The sequence below is a fragment of the Pseudomonas sp. RIT-PI-r genome, assembly GCF_001297015.1.
In the GTDB taxonomy this organism is placed as follows: domain Bacteria; phylum Pseudomonadota; class Gammaproteobacteria; order Pseudomonadales; family Pseudomonadaceae; genus Aquipseudomonas.
In genome coordinates this window covers 93,664-111,591 of the sequence record NZ_LIGE01000023.1, presented here as the reverse complement: position 1 = coordinate 111,591, position 17,928 = coordinate 93,664, and the positions used below count along the sequence as shown (strand labels likewise).

The window sequence follows — 17,928 nt, the reverse complement described above, 5'->3', positions numbered from 1 at the left end:
GCTTATCTCGCTGCGAAAGCGGTGAGCACTTGGCCCAGCCGTTCGTTCTGTTCAGGGGTGATTTCGCGACCGGCACCATGGCCGGCGTTGTCCAGCGTGATGTAGGCCAGGCCCGAGAGCCAGTCGCCGAGAAACAGCTGCGCCTGATTCGACGGCTGTGCCGGCAGCACCGGAACTTGTCCCGGGCCGATGTCGGTATAGAACGAAAACAGCGGCGCCTTGGCACCGGCCCGACTGTTCGGGCGCTCGCTCACAGGTTTCTGGATGTAGCCAAACCAGGAAACGAAATCGCGCAGCACGCGCTGCACTTCCAGTACCTGGCGCTCGACCAGTTGATCGCGTCGCGCGCCGCTTTGCGCGCGTTTGAGTACGGCGCGGCTGAGTTGGCCCGGCAAATCATGGCGGTAGCCGGCGGTGATCAATTCATCGACCACGGCCTCGAGCAGCGCTTTTTCCAGACCCAGCAGGTTGAGCAGACTTTGCCGGGTGGTGAGTTCGCGCAAATGGGCGATCCAGGCTTTGAACGCCGCTTTGGCAAAGCGGTGTTCATTGCTTTGCAGTTCCGGCGCGGCGCTGCTGGTTTTGCTGCTAACGGGCACACTGTCCTGCCCGAGGTCGCCGCCGAAGTCGAAATCGAAACCGGCGTCGTTGCCGTACAGGCTCTGGCTCGGCGGGGTGCTGACCGGCTCATCGCTGGCGGTCGGCTCTTCGTCAGTTTCGTAGACGCCGCTGAGGTACAGGTCGCGCACTTCTTCGCTGCTCATGTCGAGCTGATCGATCAACTCGCCGAGCACCGCCGGGCGTCGACCCAGACCGGACAGAATCATCTGCGCCTGGACTTTCTTGGCCGCCGCCGCGCCGTCGCCGTCGGCGTGATACCAAGTGCTGAGGCCGTGAGTGGTCAGGCCTTCAAGGCATTGGTCGAGCTGCTCACGGATGCGTTGCAGCTTGAATTCAATATTGGCCACTTTGGTGAAACTGTTGCTGAAATAACTGATACCACCGTCATCATCTTTGAGCATTTCCGTCCAGGCTTCGGCCGGATTGGCGACGTGTTTGCACACCAGCGCGTTGCTGGCGAAGCTGCTGCCCAGCGCTTCGACGCGGCTTTGATAGTTACTGTTGAGGCCGGCTTCGGCACCGCTGGCGTCCTGCACGATAAACGCCGCGTCCATCCGCGGTTTGCGCACCAGGAAGGTGTTCTGGAACGGCGTGCCAGCCCAGTCGTTCATCCAGTTGAGGCTGCCGAAGCGCTCGAGCATGGTCAGTTTGACCATGCCGTTCCAGCTCTCGTCGTATTGATCGGCGGTCAGGCTCAGCGAGTTGGTCACCCGCAGGTCGAGCATGGTCAGTGCCCAGATCAGTCCGGTCGCGCGTTTGCTGCGCTCAGCGGCATCGGCGCCCTGAGTCTTTTCGATCCAGCGTGTCAGCACCGGGCCGACGTCGTTGACGTCACTCTGCTTGGTCGAGCCGGTGCAGACCACCAGCGCGTTCATTTCCTGATTGTCGGTGTAGCGTTCGAACAGGTAGGCGACCTTGCCGCGCAGAATCAACTGCGAAACCGAGTTGTCCTTGGTCGCCGATTCCGGGTCGCTGGAGTCGGCAATCTCGTGGAGTTTCTTGCGTCCGCGATAACCGGGGAAGTCGAGCAGGTCGACTTGATTGACGATGTCGTCCGCCGGCGGCTCGATCAGGCCGAAGGTCATCTCGGCGGTCAACGCCGCCAGCTGCGCGACCGGAATGCCCTGACTGTTTTGCAGGCGTCCGCCGACTTGTGGGCGCACGTCGACCGGCAAATCCGCCGGGCTGCCGAAGCGCTCGAGAATGTCGACGTTCATGATGCTGTCGCGCTGGCTGTAGGTGTCGTTCTCGAACGTCACCAAGGCTTTCAGCGGCGCGAACACGGTCTCGGGCAGGCCGAGCTTGTGCAGCGCGCCGGACAGTTGTTGATACACGCGGGTCAGCTCGCGTTGCTCGCCCCAGAGAATGGCGAACAGCTCGGCACGCTCCTGATAATTCAGGCGTGGCGCCAGTTGCAGGGCTTTCGGCCAGTACAGGTGTTCGAGTTTTTTCACCGAATTGCGGAAGTTGTCCCGCAGGTAATCCCACAGCGATACCAGATCGTCGGCGTTGACGCCCGGTTGCAGCGGCCCGTTTTCGCGGCCTTCGAAAGGTTTCAGGACGCGCTGGATGCGTTCTTCGTCGATCTCGTAGGAAATCCGCTCAAGGTCGAAGTCCTTGAACCAGGAGTTGGCAAGAATCTTCGCCAGCTCGATTTCCTTGAACAGCGTCAGCTCCACCGGGAACTGTGGGTCCTGGCTCGGTGTGGCGCGACGACTGAAGCGCGTCACCAGACCGGTCGCTTCCTTGCCGCCACCGACCGGGTTGATGTGGCGGATGAAGTCCAGGCGCTGGCCACCGTAGTCGGTCTCCAGTTTGCCGTTCTGACCCGCCGCCAACGCTGAAATCAGGTAGGACTTGCCGGCCTGGGACAAACCGAAAAAGCCGATGGTCATCGGCGTGCAGGCCACGCGACCGAGGCTGTGGGCCAGGTTGCGGGCGCGATGCAGGCGGATGTTCAGGTTGTCGGCTTCGCTGTCCAGACGTGGCGCGTTGCCGCGCGTCTGGTCAATCCAGTCCAGTGCCTGACCGGCACCTTCGTAAACCGCAGCCCATTGGGCAGAGAGCTGGCGTTGCTCGGGGGTCAGGTCGTTCATTTGCGTTTCACACTTCCACTGTCGAGCCAGTACTTGGTCTCGCTCAGGCCGGCGTCGAGCATGGTGTTGAGTTCCAGCTCGAGGTCGCTGCGCGGGTTGAAGCTGACGTTGCTACTGTTGGATTCGATGGCCCGCACCGAGAGGCGGTCGCTGACCAGATCCTGTTTTTTCGTGTATTGGTCGGCGCTCTTCACCTCGAAGCGCACCTTGAGCAGCGGCGCGCTACCGTTTTCACCGATCGCACGGGAGAACTTCTCTCGCCCCGTCTTGGTGAAACGCAAGGTGTACAACGGCGAGGCCGACCAGCGATCAGCCGCCAATTGGCGGAAGCCCAGACGCAGATCGCCACGCATTTCCAGCTGTGGCGTGTCGGCGTCATCGCCCGCGCCGATTTCCGGCAACTTGATCTTGTAGTCTTCTGACTGGATGTCGCGGTACAGCACGTCGGCATCCTTGATCACATTGTTCAGGTCGATCACGCCAATGTGCTTGACCGTCGAGTACGGTTTCAGCGCCGAAGAGCGGAAGTAGAAGTTCGGCACGCTGTGGTTGGCGCACAGCAGGCAGAGCATGGCGCCGACCGATGCGGTACTTTTCGGGTCGTCGATGCGGCCGTTCTTGTGGAACGGGTACCAGCCGCCGGTGCGGTAATTCTGCAGGGCCAGAATGCGCCCCGGAGGCAGCGGCAAGACCTTGCGGATAAACGCCTGAATGCCCGGCAGGCGCGATGGCCGGCCCGTCAGCAGCAAGACGTCGCACGGGTACTGGGCGACCACTTCACACAGTGCACCGAGGATCTTGGTGATGTTGATCTGATCGTTGAGGAACGCGGCGTGCAGCTTTTGCAGATCGAAGCTGATCTGCGCTTCGTACAGATCGAAATTGCTCTGCCCGCCAACATCGCGGCGCACGGCGGCATTCACGTATTCGAGCACGGTCTGGCTGATCGCATGATCGCCGAGCAACTGCCGATAGCTCTGCGGCGTGACTTCCTGCGGGACTTGCGGATCGTAGTGTTCGTAGGCCTTGAGCAACGCCAGGCCGAGGGGCGAGAACACTTGCAGGTTCAGTTGCTGGCGCAGGATCACGTCCTGCGCGCTGACCGATTCGTCGCCACACAGCCGTGACATCAACGAGTCCGGCGCTTTCACCCCGGCGTTCTGCAGGGCTTTTTCGAAGCTCGGCAGAATGAAGTCCTGAATCACGTCGAGCAGAATGTCGTCACCGGCCACTTTGAAACCGTCGCGAAAACGCTGCTCGGGCACGATGTGCACGTTGCTGCCGCTGCCGGTATTGCCGGCGCGGTCGAGGCGGTAATCGGTGATGACCAGGTCGGTGGTGCCGCCGCCGATATCGATGGTCGCCAGCGTGATGCGCTCGCGGTCGGTCTTGTCAGGCCGGGCGATGGTGTCGAAGAACTCCTCCGGGTGACCAGCGAAGTTCTCGTTGACCTCGGTGTACAGGTAGACCAACTGGCCGCAGGACGCTTCGTCCCATTCGACGCGAATGCTCGGGATCGGCGTGCGCGGGCTGACGCCTTCTTTTTCGTGTGGATCCTCTTCGCCGGCGTGCCAGCCGAGGCTTTTCCACACCAGGCCGATGGCCTGCAACATCCGCTCGTTGAGAATGCTGCGCTCGGCTTGGGGCATCCCCGGTGGCACGGTCAGGGTGATGCTGTTGAGCTGACGCGGCGAGCGAGTGTGGCCCTGACGCGAGCGCTGGGCCGGGCTGTTGATTTGCGACAGCGCCTGCGCCAGCACTTCGGCGAGCATGAAGGTCATCAGCGAACTGCGCGAATAACGCGGCATGAACACCGGCAAACGGTCATCTTCGTCGAGGCTGTAAAGCGCTTCGCCGGTTTCGTTGATCAGGTGTGAAAACGGCGCGGCAGTGGCGTAGGGCTCGTTGTCGGTCTTGACGTACGAGCAGTTGAAACGCCAGCCCGGCGCGTAAGCCTTTTCGTCCCACAGATAACGTTTCGGACTCGACAGGCCCGTCGAGCCTTCGGTGCCGCGGCGGCGGCTGGCCAGACGTCCGGCCTCGTTACCGACGCGGGCGATCGTCGCCCACTGGAATGCGTCGTGCCGACCACTTTTGACCGAGCAATGGTCCTTGCCGAAGTTCGCCTGGGCGAATTCGACACGGCTTTCGAACGGCTGGTTGTAGGTGTGTTCCGGGGTGATCAGGTCGCGCAGTTCCAGCACGTAGTTGTGCTTGAGCCCAGAGCCGGCCTGACCGTGGTTTTCGATGAGGATGCCGCAGGTGCGCGAGTTGCCGACGTCGAGTACCAGATCGACCAGGATCGGCTGACCGTTGCTGTCGTTGGCGACCACTTTGAGCTCTGGAATATCGACTTTCGGCCGCGCCGTCGACTGCATCGCGGTTGACGGCTTGCCCAGCAGGCTCAGCACGTTGAGGTAATGCGCCAGGTGATGGTTGGCGCGAATGTCGATGTCGAGTTCTTCACGCGAGCGATGGCTGTTGCCCTCGTTGAACAGCTCGAGCAACCATTCGTTGACCCACGGCTGAGCGAGGAACCAGCGGGTCTCACTGGCCTTGGTCGCCAGTTTGAAAGACACGCCGGAGCTGATGTCTTCTTCGTTTGGCGCAAGGTAGGCGGTGCCGTCACGCTTGGGCATCACGCGGCTGTCGAAGGCCATGGTCAGGCGATGGGTATTGCCGTCGATGTCGGGCGAGTCGAGTTTGACCAGGCGCATGCGCGACCAGTTGCTCGGACCTTCGTCAAAGCGGTGCGGCGGCATGAAGCGGAAAAACGGGATCGGCAGCCAGACGCCGTTGAGCAGGTCGAGGCTGCTTTTCATGTCGAGGCTGAACGCCGGTTTGGCCTTCTCGATCTTTTCCGGTTCGGGCTCGTAGAAGTAGAAGTCTTTCTCTTCGTTGTACATCACCCGGCACACCAGCCCGCTGATCATCTGAGCGAACTCGCCCGCCGGTTCCTTGCGAGGGTCCAGGCGCAGGGCGAAATCCATGAACTGGATGCCGGTGTCGCTGACGAGCGTGACGGTGTCTTCGAACTGGGTGACTTCAGGCAACATTTCGCGTTATTCCGTGCTTATTCGCCCATCTGCCGCATGGACATGGGGAATTGATCTTTGCCATAACCGCCAGTGCAATCGGCGACCGTAGTCGCTCCCTTGCGGCAGTTGACCTTGGGCATGTCGTAGGTGCTGCCATCGCCGCAAACGGCCTGGCCCTGACTGTCGATGGCGAGGCTGCCGCCCTTCATGGAGGCGGCGACCGGGCCGCTGCATTTCGAGCCATCGGCCTGATGCACCGTCACTTCGCCCTTGCCGTCCTTGAACTGGTATTCCAGGCGCAGCGGTTTGCCGGTGCGGCGGTCTTGAATGCCAGCGCCGGCGCGGTATTGGCCATCGAGGAAATTGGCGGCGCCGTCAGCGGCGTCGGGCGGAATGCTCAGGGCCGGGCCTGCTTTGGCTGCGGCGGCTTTGTCAGCCTCTGCCTGTGTTGGGGCAGGTGGCGCAGTCGGGTTTTGCGCAGCATTGGCAGGCGTTTCGGCCGCCGGATCCTGGCTCACGCCTGCGTTCTCTGCGGCTGGTTCGTTGCCGTCGAGCGCCGGGACTTCTGCCCCTTGTGTGCCCTCTGTACCGAGCACGGCTGCGCCGGTGTCGATGCTCGCGGCAGTGCCGTTCACCGGGACGCCATTGAGCGTGGTCGCGGTGCCGACGGGCAGTGGTTCAACCTGTCTTTCTACGGGCACGACGCCCTCGGGCAGCAAGTCGACGGCCACCAGTGGAATCGGCACGCAGCCACGCAAACCGAGCAACAGCCACAACAGCAGCAACAGTAACGGCAGCAGCAACAGCCACCACCACCAGCGTCGCCACCATGGGCGCGTCACGACCGGAACCACCGGCGTGATCGGGGCCGCTACCGGCGCTGGCGTTTCGGGAGGCAAGGTGAAAACTGGCGGAACCTGATAGAGGCAGTGCAGCGGATCACGGTTGCGATCGGCGCCGGCGTGCTCGAAACCCCAGAAGGTCAGCACGGGTTTGCCTTGCACCAGATAAACGAAGTTTTCGTCGGGGAAATGGATGACGCGCTTGAGCAACTTGCCGAACACGGCTTTGTCGCCTTGCTGCGGCTCGTCCGAGTCAGTGCCGAGGAAACGCTGGCTCAATTCTTCGAGGGCAGTTTTCAAGGCTTCAAGTTGGCGACGGGCAGGCGCGCGCTCTTCTTCGGTCGCGCTGCTCCACGGGATCACATCACCGTCGAGGCCGCTGTACCAGTCGATCTGGTTGCCGAGTTCATCGCTCTGAGGAATGGCCAGGTGATCGACCAGGTCGGGATTCTTGCGGCGAATTGCTTCGCGCAACTGCAGCGCCGCCCGGTAAACCGGTTGGCCTGTTTCGCCCAAGGCAGTGAATGAACCGCTCTTACCGCTGCGTAGTAGTGCCCCGCGCATCCATACTCCATATGTTCCGTTGCGCAATGACAGGCGGAACTGCCTGTGCCTTGCTCCTGCATTTAGCTGGCGACCTTAATGTCATTATGATGTCGCCGTCAATCAGCCGATAGGCCAAAACCGAACGAGGCTAGCTGAAGAATGCCAACCTCGCTCGGGATTATTTTACCAGTGACGGAAGGGCGGCATGGATAAGGGTTTTTTACGCTTGCTGAAACGATTCATCAGCGCTATAAAAAACCTACAAATCCAATAAAAGGCACGCTCATGACTTCGCTCAAACTCGCTGTTGCCCTCGCTACGATGGCGGCGGCTTCCCAGGCCATGGCTTGGGATTACGTCCTGCTCGACACCGACAAGCCCGCGCAAAACTGGTCCATTACCAGCGAGCAACTGGGCGTCAAAACCGACAAAGCCTTCTCCGTGACCCTGCGCACCCTGCACGGCGGTCGACAGGAGGGTGTAAGCATTGTCGACATCGATAACGGCACGATGAAGCTCTCGGTGGTGCCGACCCGCGGCATGAATGTCTTGCAGGCCACGGTCGGCGCTGTGCGCATGGGCTGGGATTCGCCGGTCAAGGACGTGGTCAATCCGGCCTTTATCGAGCTCAATGGCCGTGGCGGTCTGGGTTGGCTGGAAGGCTTCAACGAGCTGGTGACCCGCTGTGGTTACGAATGGGTCGGCCATCCGGGCATGGACAACGGTGAGCTGCTGACCCTGCACGGTCGCGCCGCGAACATCCCGGCCAGCAAGGTCACCCTGCACATCGACGAAAAACCGCCGTACGCCATCAGCCTGCGTGGCGAGCTGAAAGAGCAGGCGTTCAAGAAGGTCGATTTCTCTGTAGTGACCGAACTGGTCACGGTGCCGGGCAGCACAGCGTTCGCGCTGAACGATTCGCTGACCAACAATGGCGACTATCCGAAGGAATATCAGGCGCTGTATCACAGTAACTTCAGTACGCCGTTTCTTGAGCAAGGCGCCCGGTTTGCGGCACCGGTCAAACAGGTCTCGCCATTTAACGACAAGGCCAAGGCCGAATTGGCCGACTGGCAGACGTATCGCGGGCCAACCAAGGATTACGACGAGACGGTTTACAACGTCGTGCCCTACGCGGATGCCAAGGGTCAGACCCTCACCGTTTTGCATAACAAGGCGGGTAGCCTGGGTGTTTCTGTTGGCTTCAATACTCAACAGCTGCCGGTGTTTTCCTTGTGGAAAAACACCGATACCCAAGGGCAGGGCTACGTCACGGGTCTTGAACCAGGGACCAGTTTTTCCTACAACCGTCGTTATCAGCGGCCGTTGAGTTTGGTGCCGACTATCGCACCCAAAGAACACAAACAGTTCCAGATCAGCTACAGCCTGCTCGCGGACAAAGGTGCTGTGGATAACGCTTTGAAGCGTGTGACCGAAATTCAGGCCGGACGCGACACCGAAGTGCGGCAGATGCCGCTGGTTGATCTGACCGAGCATTAAGGTGTCGCTGGCCGGTATTGCAGCGCTTCGGCCAAGTGTTCGCGTTTGATTGCATCGACTTGCTCAAGGTCTGCCAGTGTCCGGGCGACCTTGAGCAGGCGATGGGCCGAGCGTAGGGATAGCGTTAAACGCTCACAGGCCGACTCCAACCAGGCTTCGTCGGCTGTGGATAACTTGCAGTACTGCTTCAAACCCGGCAGATCGAGAAACGCATTGGCACAGCCTTGGCGCTTTTGCTGGCGCTCCCGCGCCTCGGCCACCAATGCGGCAGCGCTGGCGCTGTCCTCGCCGGGCTTAATCGCTGGGTTCAATGCCGTTGCCTCCCGCGCCACCGTCAGATGCAAATCAATCCGGTCCAGTAACGGTCCAGACAGCTTGTTGCGATAGCGCTGCACCATGTCCGGTGTGCACGAGCATTTGCCGCTCGGCTCGCCCAGATATCCACAGGGGCAGGGGTTCATCGCTGCGACCAGTTGAAAGCGCGCGGGAAAACGCACGCGATCCTTGGCCCGGGCGATCACGATGAATCCCGACTCCAAAGGCTCCCTTAAAACCTCCAGAACCTTGCGATCAAACTCCGGCAATTCATCGAGAAACAGCACACCATGGTGGGCGAGGGTGATTTCGCCGGGTTGTGGTTTCGAGCTGCCACCAACGAGTGCCGGCCCTGATGCCGAGTGGTGCGGTTGACGGAAGGGGCGCTGCGGCCAATGGGTCAGCGGGGCGCCACTGGCGACTGACTGAATCGCCGCCACCTCCAGTGCTTCACTCTCGGCCAGCGGCGGCAACAGCCCCGGCAGGCGACTCGCCAACAATGTCTTACCCGTCCCCGGCGGCCCGCTGAACAACAAGTTATGGGCACCCGCAGCAGCAATCAGCAACGCTCGTTTGGCCGCTACTTGCCCTTGCACTTCATTCAAGTCGGGATAAGGCTTGCTGGCGTGCATCAATCCATCGGATACATAGGGCTCAACCGGCGTATGCCCATTGAAATGCGCCACCGCCTCGAGCAGATGATCCACCGCAAACACCTTCAACCCCGAAGCCAGGCAGGCCTCCTCGGCATTCGCTCGCGGCACCACCAGCGCACGCCCCGCCTTGCGCGCCGCCAATGCTGCCGGTAGCACCCCGCGCACCGGCCGCACTGCTCCGGACAATGCCAACTCTCCCAGACATTCCACATCATCCAGCGTCAGACACGGCACCTGCACACTCGCCGACAGAACTCCCAAGGCAATCGCCAGATCAAACCGCCCGCCATCCTTGGGCAGATCCGCCGGCGCCAGATTCAAAGTGCTCCGCCGCGCCGGAAACTGCAGCCCGGAATTGATGATCGCGCTGCGCACCCGATCCTTGCTCTCCTTCACCGCTGCCTCGGGCAGGCCGACCATGGTCAGCGACGGCAGACCGTTGGCCAGATGGACTTCGACGGTGACAGCGGGGGCTTCCACGCCAATCTGGGCGCGACTGTGGACGATGGAGAGGGACATGGTCGTTCCTTGAGCTGAATCGGGGAGCCGCTTCCTGCGGGTTTTTGAAGGGTAGTCTGGGGAGAGGGCGTTGGTCGGACAGTTTTAAGGGCAAACTTTCACTGGATGTTGCCGGAGGCGGACATTTGAGCTGGCTAGCTCATGGTCGGCGTAGGCACTCCGCAAATAGTTCGGTGCTTTCACATGGATGCTTCGCAGTGGCCTCCGTGAGGTAAACGTGGATTATGGGTCATGCCCCATAAAAATCGAGACGAAAAAAAACCGCCTTGAGAAGGCGGTTTTTTATATGCAGGCTTCGGTGAGGCCAAGGCCTGCGCATCCTTTGCGGACACACTCGTGTTTCCCGAGATTATGCATATTTGACCGGTGGCGCAAGCATCATTGAAATTTCAGCCAATCAATCGATTAAAAGATTCGAGGACCGACATCGGTTTGCCGGTACATGATAACGACTTGATACAACTTGTTTAAATGCCACGGCCGGACAGCGAATACCATTCGCCGTGACGATGCCCACTCATCGAGTGTTCGCAAAGTGTGGCCGGGAGCGTAAAAAATTCATGTTCCTCGACACGGTTTGAGACCCGTGCCGGTGCTGATCTTGGGGAGCCCACACCCGGCCGCCTTGGCGGACACACTCGTGTGTAGTCCCGAAGGTGTTCGTACGCCGGAAAGTGCATCGGAGGTTTGGCCCCACGCAAGGAGGGCCAAAGTATGTCTAAGTTTCTTAAACATATGTGGCGCCTCGTCAGTATCGCGTTATGGGCTTTTCGCCTGTACGAGATTCTGCGAGACCGTTGGAATAATTCGTTGTAAGGATTGATCTGACGGAAACCGCTCCTGCCTCGGCAGGAGCGGTTTTATTGGCCTTTCGACATACATACTTCGAATGTTTGCCAAGAACGGGAAGGTCGTGCCGACCTTCAATCGCTAGCAGGCTAGCTCCCACAGGGAATTGCGGGGTTATTCGGCTGGCGGCGTCAGCTTCGCTTCCATCTCGGCAACCTTGGCTTCAAGGCTCTCGAGGCGTGCGCGAGTGCGCGCCAACACAACCATCTGGCTATCAAACTCTTCACGGCTGACCAGGTCGAGTTTGCTGAAGGCGCTTTGCAGCAGCATCTTGAACTGGCTTTCGATTTCGGCTTTCGGCAGAGGGGTGTCGCCGCTGAAGAGGCGGGAGGCGGGGCCGCTCAGGGCGGCGAGGAAGGCTTTGGGCGCGAGCATGTTGGATGTCCTGGGAACAATGGCCGGCAGTGTATCACGCAGTGTCTATAGTCAATCTCGCGGTCAGGGATGCACGCTTTTCGCGCAGGCGGACGGACGGCGACGCACCGTTGTTGTGCGTATCCGGATAGCGTTTTGCACGGGACGGCTTGCAGCAGCGGCCAAGGGCTTGAAATCAGGGGATTTTGGCGAGATGGCAAGGTTTCTGCTTAGTCACCTTCGACCCATGCACTGATGCAGTCGCTGTGACGAATGCAGTGCGGCAGACGGAGCGGGGAGTTTCGTCGGCAGCGGTTAGCTGGCGTCAGTCGGGCAGGTACGGCCGACGATGCGTTACAAAGCCAGGCACTGCGCTTAGACTTGAGTCGGGTTTGTTTTCCTGGGGCAAGTCCACCAATTCGGGAGAGAGTTTCATGAAGCTAGTCACTGCCATCATCAAGCCGTTCAAGTTGGACGACGTGCGCGAGTCGCTGTCCGAAATCGGCGTGCAGGGCATTACCGTTACTGAAGTCAAAGGCTTCGGCCGGCAGAAGGGTCACACCGAGCTGTATCGCGGCGCGGAATATGTGGTCGATTTTCTGCCCAAGGTGAAAATCGACGTGGCCATCGACGACAAGGATCTGGATCGGGTTATCGAGGCGATAACCAAAGCGGCCAACACCGGCAAGATCGGTGACGGCAAGATCTTCGTGGTCAATCTGGAACAGGCGATTCGCATCCGTACCGGCGAAACCGATACCGACGCGATTTAAACGCCGCCACAAACCCCAACGCCCCAGGAGAAAACAATATGACTCTGCGTAAATTCGCAGGGCTAGGAGCCCTGTTGTCTATCGTAATGCCAAGCCTTGCAATGGCGGCAGACGAAGTGGCGGCCCCGGTCCTCAATTCCGGCGACACTGCCTGGATGCTCACCTCGACGGCACTTGTGCTGTTCATGACCATCCCCGGCCTGGCGCTGTTCTACGGCGGCATGGTTCGCTCGAAAAACATTCTTTCCGTGATGATGCAGTGCTTCGCCATTACCGGTCTGATCAGCATCCTGTGGGTCATTTATGGCTACAGCATTGCGTTCGACACCACCGGTATGGAGCAGGGCGTCGTCAATTTCAACTCGTTCTTCGGCGGCATGGGCAAGGCGTTCCTCGCCGGTGTCACGCCTTCGAGCCTGACTGGTCCTGCGGCGTTGTTCCCTGAGGCGGTGTTCATCACCTTCCAGATGACCTTCGCGATCATCACCCCGGCGCTGATCGTCGGTGCGTTCGCCGAGCGGATGAAGTTCTCCGCGATGCTGATCTTTATGGCTATCTGGTTCACCCTGGTATATGCACCGATCGCGCACATGGTCTGGTCCGGCAACGGCGGCCTGATGTGGGACTGGGGCGTGCTCGACTTCGCGGGCGGCACCGTGGTGCACATCAACGCTGGTGTGGCCGGCCTGATTGCCTGCCTGGTGTTGGGCAAGCGTAAAGGCTTCCCGACCACCCCGATGGCTCCGCACAACCTCGGTTACACCCTGATGGGCGCGGCGATGCTGTGGGTCGGCTGGTTCGGCTTCAACGCCGGTTCCGCAGCGGCGGCCAACGGCACCGCCGGCATGGCGATGCTGGTCACTCAAATCGCTACCGCTGCGGCCGCGCTGGGCTGGATGTTTGCCGAGTGGGTCACCCACGGCAAGCCAAGCGCACTGGGCATCGCCTCGGGTGTGGTTGCCGGTCTGGTGGCGATCACTCCGGCAGCCGGCACCGTGGGCCCGATGGGCGCACTGGTGATCGGTCTGGCCGCAGGTGTGGTGTGCTTCTTCTGCGCCACCACCCTGAAACGCAAACTCGGTTATGACGATTCCCTGGACGCGTTCGGCGTGCACGGTATCGGCGGTATCCTCGGTGCGATTCTGACCGGTGTGTTTGCAGCTCCCGCTCAGGGTGGCTTCGGCACCGTTACCGATATCGGTGCGCAAGTGTGGATTCAGGTCAAAGGCGTGGGCTTCACGGTGATCTACACCGCGATCGTCACCTTCATCATCCTCAAAGTCCTGGACGCCGTGATGGGTCTGCGTGTGACCGAGGAAGAAGAGTCGGTCGGTCTCGATCTGGCACAACACAACGAACGCGGCTACAACCTGTAAGTACGCGCATCAAAAAAACTTGCCCGGTTCGCCGGGCATTTTTTTGTCTGGAATTTGTCATTGAGAGAGAAGCTGAAAGGATTTTTCGTACGCCTTTAGTCGTGTTTACGACGGCGGTTTTTCACCGGCCAATGGCTTACATCATTGAGCGAATATTAGGGCCTTTGTTTTTTCCCAGAGCGCGCTAGAATGCGCCCCGAACGTGCGGAGAACTGTATGTGGCAACAGACTCTGATAACCCTGCGGGCACGGCCCCGGGGCTTTCATCTGGTAACGGACGAGTTACTCGCGGGGCTGCCTGAACTCAGGGAGTGCCGGGTCGGTCTGTTGCATTTGTGGCTGCAGCATACCTCGGCGTCGTTGACCATCAACGAGAACGCCGATCCGGCGGTCCGTCGCGACTTCGAACGATTTTTCAATCGTCTGATCCCACAAGGAACAGACGGCTATGAGCATAACGACGAAGGCCTGGACGACCTCCCGGCGCACTTCAAGGCCAGCGTGCTTGGTTGCCAGGTCAGTCTGCCGGTTTCGGCAGGCCGTCTGGCACTGGGGACCTGGCAAGGCGTTTATCTGGGCGAGCACCGTGATCATGGCGGTGCTCGAAAAGTCCTCGCCACCTTGCACGGTGATGGGGCGTAAACCGTTGGTCATCAATGGTTACTGATTTTTTAACGGCGACTTTCGACAGTTGCCAAAGCTGGTCTATAACTAATCTGCTTTTCGCAAGTCATGAGGTAGAACATGAGCGACGATGATCTGGAAAACGACGACCTCGAAGTAGGCGACGAAGACGAGGCCGAGGAAGGCCTGGAAGCGGCAGCGGAAGACGTTGCCGATGACGATGGCGGCGACGATACGCCGGCCCCGGCTGCCAAAGGCAAAGCCAAGGCTGCGGTGTCGGTAGACGAGTTGCCGAGCATTGAAGCCAAGAACAAGGAGCGCGACGCCCTGGCCAAGGCCATGGAAGAATTCCTGTCTCGCGGCGGCAAGGTTCAGGAAGTGGAGGCCAATGTGGTCGCCGATCCTCCGAAGAAGCCGGACAACAAGTACGGTAGCCGCCCTATCTGAGGCGTGCCGCTTGCTTGCTGAAAAAGCCCGCCGTCGCTGCGGGCTTTTTCATGCCTGGATAAACATTTGAAGACGAGGCAGACCCTGTGGGAGCTGGCTTGCCAGCGATGGCGGCCTGTCAGACAACATTGATGTTGAATGTGCTGGCCTCATCGCTGGCAAGCCAGCTCCCACAGGGGATGAGGTGAATTTAGGGTCAGTGCTGGGCATTCCAGCGCGCGAGTACGGCTGGCAAGTCAGTCAGGCTACGGATTTCAGCATCCGGCAAGCGCTCCGCTTCCCAGACCTTGCCCGCCGGGTTAAACCAGATCGCCCGCAACCCCGCCTGCTGCGCCCCGGCAATGTCATCACCCGGATGATCGCCGATATGCACAGCGGTTTCGGCTGTAGCGCCCCCGCGCTGCAAGGCCTCGTGGAACAACCGCGCATCCGGCTTGGCGATGCCGATATCTTCCGCACACAGCGCAAACTTGAAGTAATCCGCCAGGCCCAATCGCCGCACATCGGCATTGCCATTGGTGACTACGCCAAGCGCGTAATCATTGGCGAGAATTTCCAGCACTGGCTCGACTTCAGGAAAAACTTCGATCTGATGCCGCGCATGCAGAAACACTTCAAAACCCTTGTCTGCCAGGTCGGTGGCTTCGTCATGGGCGTACCCAGCGTCTTCCATCGCATGAAACAACACCCGCCGACGCAGCGCGCTGATCCGATGTTTCAGCCCCGGCTCATTGGCCAGCACTTGCTCACGAATCGCCCACAAATGCTCCACCGGCACCGCGCCGAGATTCGGCGCATGTTCGCTCAGCCATTCGCGCAATACCGCTTCGGCGCTGACGATCACTGGCGCGGTGTCCCAGAGGGTGTCGTCGAGGTCGAAGGTGATCAACTGGATACTCATGAATCGTCGCCTTTCATGCGTTTGGCCCGTGGATGGGCGCTGTCGTAGACCGCCGCCAAGTGCTGGAAGTCCAGGTGGGTGTAGATCTGCGTGGTCTTGATGTCCGAGTGGCCGAGCAATTCCTGCACGGCGCGCAGATCTTGCGAGGACTCCAGCAAATGGCTGGCGAAGGAGTGCCGCAGCATGTGCGGGTGCAGGTTTTGCCCCAGTTCACGCTCACCGGCCAGTTTGACCCGCACCTGAATCGCTCGTGGACCGAGGCGTCGACCTTGCTGGCTGACGAATACAGCGTCGTCCGCCGGATTGGTCATGGCCCGCAATGGCAGCCATTGTGCGAGCGCTTCGCGGGCCTTTTTGCCCACCGGTAGCAGTCGGGTCTTGCTGCCCTTGCCGAGGACTTGAACCATGCCATCGGCGAGGTCGAGCTGATCGAGATTGAGCCCGGTCAGTTCGGAAAGGCGCAGGCCGGAGGAGTAGAACAATTCCAGAATCGCCTGATCGCGCCGTGCGAGAAAATCATCTTCGACCGCACCTTCAAGCAACTGCAGCGCACGGTCGGTATCGAGGGTTTTCGGCAGGCGGCGCTCGCCTTTCGGCGGCGCCAGACCGGTCGCCGGATCATGGTCGCAAAGTCCTTCGCGATTCAGATAGTGATAGAGCCCGCGCACCGCCGAAAGCAATCGGGCGAGACTGCGCGAAGACTGGCCCTGCGCATGCAAGCGGGCTATCAGGCTGCGCAAACGCTGAATATCCAGCGCTGCCCAGCTGCCGATGTTCTGTTTGATGCACCAGCCGAGGACTTTATCGAGGTCGCGGCGGTAGGCCGACAGTGTGTGCGGCGACACCTGCCGCTCACTGCGCAGATGTTCGCAGTAAGCGTCCAGTTGTCGTTCCATGTTCAGCGTACCGAGCGCAGGGAGCTGTTGACCCGTGGCAGCACGCGGCCCATGACTTCGGCGATGTAGCTCAAGAACAGCGTGCCGACCGAACTCTTGTAGTGCTGCGGATCACGGCTGGCGATTGCCAGAATGCCATGGATACCCTGATGGCTGACCGCAACGACGGCAGTGGAACCGATCTGCTTGCGCTGTTCTTCGCCGAAGAGGAAATCCAGCTCGTGCTCGCGCAGGGTGCCGCTGACGCTTTTGCCTTCGGTGAGCAGACCGCCGATAGCGACTTGGGCGTCGGCGTGGGTCACCCAACGACCGACCGGCGCCGGGTTGTCCCCGAGCAGGATCAGGCTGACAAAAGGCACCTGAAAGTCCTGGCGCAGACTGTCTTCGACGCTGATCACCACGTCTTCGAGGCTGCTGGCATCCATCAAGGAAAGAATGAGGCGACGGGTCTTGTCGAACAGGCGATCGTTGTCGCGGGCGACGTCCATCAACTGCGAGAGGCGATGACGCATCTCGATGTTGCGGTCGCGCAGAATGGTCATCTGCCGCTCAACCAACGAAACGGTATCGCCACGCTGGTGCGGAATGCGCAGTGCAGGCAGCAGTTCTTCGTGCTCGACGAAGAAGTCCGGATGCGCCTCGAGGTATGCGGCAACCGCTGCCGCCTCCAGGCTCTCGGACGCTGATTCGTCGGACTGTCGGGCGGGTACCTGAGGCTTATCGGTCATGGTTTCTGCTCACTCAAAGACGTACTTGTCCTTCGTATACACGCACTGCCGGACCGGTCATCAGCACCGGTTGGCCAGGGCCCGCCCATTCAATGGACAGACGCCCGCCTGGCAGGTCGATCAATAGTGGCGAATCCATCCACCCCTGGCTGATCGCAGCGACAGCCGCTGCACACGCGCCGGTGCCGCAGGCCTGGGTTTCCCCGGCGCCACGTTCCCAGACGCGCAGTTGCGCGCGGTTGCGGTCGATGACCTGGAGAAAACCAACATTCACTCGCGCGGGGAAGCGCGGATGGTGTTCGATTTTCGGCCCCAGTTCATGCACCGGTGCGCTGTTGATGTCCTGCACGCGCAGCACTGCGTGAGGGTTGCCCATCGACACGGCGGCCAGTTCGACCGTGGTGCCGTCGACTTCCAGCTGGTAGCTGATGGCTTGCGCTGGCGCGTCGAACGGAATATCCGCTGGCACCAGACGCGGGGCGCCCATGTTCACGCCGATCTGGCCGTCGTTACGCACGTCCAGTTCGATGATGCCGCCCTTGGTCTCGACGCGGATCTGCCGTTTCGCGGTCAGACGCTTGTCGAGCACGAAGCGCGCAAAGCAGCGCGCGCCGTTGCCGCACTGCTCAACTTCCGAGCCGTCGGAGTTGAAAATCCGGTAACGGAAATCCACGTCCGGGTTGCTCGGCGCCTCGACGATCAGCAGCTGGTCGAAACCGATGCCGGTGTGGCGGTCGCCCCATTGCTTGGCGTGCTTTGGCTGAATATGCGCGTGCTGGCTGACCAGGTCGAGAACCATGAAGTCATTGCCCAAGCCGTGCATTTTAGTAAAACGCAGCAGCATGGG

At 60.4% G+C, this 17,928-nt stretch carries 14 protein-coding genes; 5 read left to right on the top strand and 9 right to left on the bottom strand.

Translation table 11 applies throughout. The features are described from left to right. Positions 1–2: 2 nt before the first annotated feature. The 3 genes from AK821_RS10110 to AK821_RS10100 are packed head-to-tail and all read right to left on the bottom strand — an operon-like array spanning position 3 to position 7,161. Entirely contained in the window at positions 3–2,717 is a 2,715-nt protein-coding gene (locus tag AK821_RS10110) for a putative virulence factor (protein ID WP_064389533.1), read from the bottom strand. Beyond that, positions 2,714–5,773 carry a virulence factor SrfB gene (locus AK821_RS10105; protein ID WP_064389532.1) on the bottom strand — a complete coding sequence of 1,020 codons (3,060 nt, stop codon included), beginning with the start codon at positions 5,771–5,773 and terminating at the stop codon, positions 2,714–2,716. Before AK821_RS10105 ends, AK821_RS10110 begins: the two co-directional genes overlap by 4 nt. Positions 5,774–5,790: 17 nt before the next feature. Further along, positions 5,791–7,161: an SrfA family protein gene (locus AK821_RS10100; RefSeq protein WP_064389531.1), complete on the bottom strand. Its 1,371-nt coding sequence runs from the start codon at positions 7,159–7,161 to the stop codon at positions 5,791–5,793. Between the two features lie 267 nt (positions 7,162–7,428). Here AK821_RS10100 and AK821_RS10095 point away from each other — a divergent pair, with 267 nt between their 5' ends. Further along, the gene (locus AK821_RS10095; RefSeq protein WP_064389530.1) at positions 7,429–8,643 is read left to right on the top strand and encodes an aldose 1-epimerase family protein; all 1,215 of its coding nucleotides are present in this window, start codon (positions 7,429–7,431) and stop codon (positions 8,641–8,643) included. Here the strand turns inward: AK821_RS10095 and AK821_RS10090 are convergent. Both AK821_RS10090 and AK821_RS10085 read right to left on the bottom strand, forming a co-directional pair. Then, entirely contained in the window at positions 8,640–10,133 is a 1,494-nt protein-coding gene (locus tag AK821_RS10090) for a YifB family Mg chelatase-like AAA ATPase (RefSeq protein WP_064389529.1), read from the bottom strand. The genes AK821_RS10095 and AK821_RS10090 overlap by 4 nt on opposite strands. Before the next feature lie 963 nt (positions 10,134–11,096). Then, the gene (locus AK821_RS10085) at positions 11,097–11,357 is read right to left on the bottom strand and encodes an accessory factor UbiK family protein (RefSeq protein ID WP_064389528.1); all 261 of its coding nucleotides are present in this window, start codon (positions 11,355–11,357) and stop codon (positions 11,097–11,099) included. 413 nt (positions 11,358–11,770) lie between these two features. On the opposite strand from AK821_RS10085, the gene glnK reads away from it, so the two are divergent. The 4 genes from glnK (at position 11,771) to sutA (ending at position 14,556) form a co-directional block, all read left to right on the top strand. Beyond that, on the top strand, positions 11,771–12,109 hold the full coding sequence (gene glnK / locus AK821_RS10080; RefSeq protein ID WP_002555808.1) for a P-II family nitrogen regulator: 339 nt from the start codon (positions 11,771–11,773) through the stop codon (positions 12,107–12,109). A 38-nt stretch (positions 12,110–12,147) separates the two neighbouring features. Continuing rightward, positions 12,148–13,485 carry an ammonium transporter gene (locus tag AK821_RS10075; protein ID WP_064389527.1) on the top strand — a complete coding sequence of 446 codons (1,338 nt, stop codon included), beginning with the start codon at positions 12,148–12,150 and terminating at the stop codon, positions 13,483–13,485. Between the two features lie 216 nt (positions 13,486–13,701). Further along, positions 13,702–14,127, top strand: coding sequence for a secondary thiamine-phosphate synthase enzyme YjbQ (locus AK821_RS10070; protein WP_064389526.1), 426 nt, complete (start codon positions 13,702–13,704; stop codon positions 14,125–14,127). Positions 14,128–14,229: 102 nt separating this feature from the next. After that, positions 14,230–14,556, top strand: a complete 327-nt coding sequence (sutA, locus tag AK821_RS10065) for a transcriptional regulator SutA (RefSeq protein ID WP_007920420.1) — start codon at positions 14,230–14,232, stop codon at positions 14,554–14,556. A 196-nt stretch (positions 14,557–14,752) separates the two neighbouring features. On the opposite strand, the gene AK821_RS10060 is transcribed toward sutA, so the two are convergent. The 4 genes from AK821_RS10060 to dapF are packed head-to-tail and all read right to left on the bottom strand — an operon-like array spanning position 14,753 to position 17,925. Further along, positions 14,753–15,457 (bottom strand): HAD family hydrolase, encoded by a 705-nt coding sequence (locus AK821_RS10060; RefSeq protein ID WP_064389525.1) that lies wholly within the window; start codon positions 15,455–15,457, stop codon positions 14,753–14,755. Then, on the bottom strand, positions 15,454–16,353 hold the full coding sequence (xerC, locus tag AK821_RS10055; protein WP_064389524.1) for a tyrosine recombinase XerC: 900 nt from the start codon (positions 16,351–16,353) through the stop codon (positions 15,454–15,456). The genes AK821_RS10060 and xerC overlap by 4 nt, the downstream gene beginning before the upstream one ends. A 2-nt stretch (positions 16,354–16,355) precedes the next feature. Next, positions 16,356–17,081, bottom strand: coding sequence for a DUF484 family protein (locus tag AK821_RS10050; protein ID WP_064389523.1), 726 nt, complete (start codon positions 17,079–17,081; stop codon positions 16,356–16,358). Between the two features lie 13 nt (positions 17,082–17,094). Continuing rightward, complete coding sequence (gene dapF, locus AK821_RS10045) at positions 17,095–17,925, bottom strand: diaminopimelate epimerase (protein ID WP_064389522.1); 831 nt, start codon at positions 17,923–17,925, stop codon at positions 17,095–17,097. Positions 17,926–17,928: the final 3 nt, after the last annotated feature.

What these genes read in the sequence shown, in the direction of transcription:
- AK821_RS10110 (WP_064389533.1), bottom strand. Translation starts at nt 2,717, where the DNA reads ATGAACGACCTGACCCCCGAGCAACGCCAGCTCTCTGCCCAATGGGCT.
- AK821_RS10105 (WP_064389532.1), bottom strand. Translation starts at nt 5,773, where the DNA reads ATGTTGCCTGAAGTCACCCAGTTCGAAGACACCGTCACGCTCGTCAGC.
- AK821_RS10100 (WP_064389531.1), bottom strand. Translation starts at nt 7,161, where the DNA reads ATGCGCGGGGCACTACTACGCAGCGGTAAGAGCGGTTCATTCACTGCC.
- AK821_RS10095 (WP_064389530.1), top strand. Translation starts at nt 7,429, where the DNA reads ATGACTTCGCTCAAACTCGCTGTTGCCCTCGCTACGATGGCGGCGGCT.
- AK821_RS10090 (WP_064389529.1), bottom strand. Translation starts at nt 10,133, where the DNA reads ATGTCCCTCTCCATCGTCCACAGTCGCGCCCAGATTGGCGTGGAAGCC.
- AK821_RS10085 (WP_064389528.1), bottom strand. Translation starts at nt 11,357, where the DNA reads ATGCTCGCGCCCAAAGCCTTCCTCGCCGCCCTGAGCGGCCCCGCCTCC.
- glnK (WP_002555808.1), top strand. Translation starts at nt 11,771, where the DNA reads ATGAAGCTAGTCACTGCCATCATCAAGCCGTTCAAGTTGGACGACGTG.
- AK821_RS10075 (WP_064389527.1), top strand. Translation starts at nt 12,148, where the DNA reads ATGACTCTGCGTAAATTCGCAGGGCTAGGAGCCCTGTTGTCTATCGTA.
- AK821_RS10070 (WP_064389526.1), top strand. Translation starts at nt 13,702, where the DNA reads ATGTGGCAACAGACTCTGATAACCCTGCGGGCACGGCCCCGGGGCTTT.
- sutA (WP_007920420.1), top strand. Translation starts at nt 14,230, where the DNA reads ATGAGCGACGATGATCTGGAAAACGACGACCTCGAAGTAGGCGACGAA.
- AK821_RS10060 (WP_064389525.1), bottom strand. Translation starts at nt 15,457, where the DNA reads ATGAGTATCCAGTTGATCACCTTCGACCTCGACGACACCCTCTGGGAC.
- xerC (WP_064389524.1), bottom strand. Translation starts at nt 16,353, where the DNA reads ATGGAACGACAACTGGACGCTTACTGCGAACATCTGCGCAGTGAGCGG.
- AK821_RS10050 (WP_064389523.1), bottom strand. Translation starts at nt 17,081, where the DNA reads ATGACCGATAAGCCTCAGGTACCCGCCCGACAGTCCGACGAATCAGCG.
- dapF (WP_064389522.1), bottom strand. Translation starts at nt 17,925, where the DNA reads ATGCTGCTGCGTTTTACTAAAATGCACGGCTTGGGCAATGACTTCATG.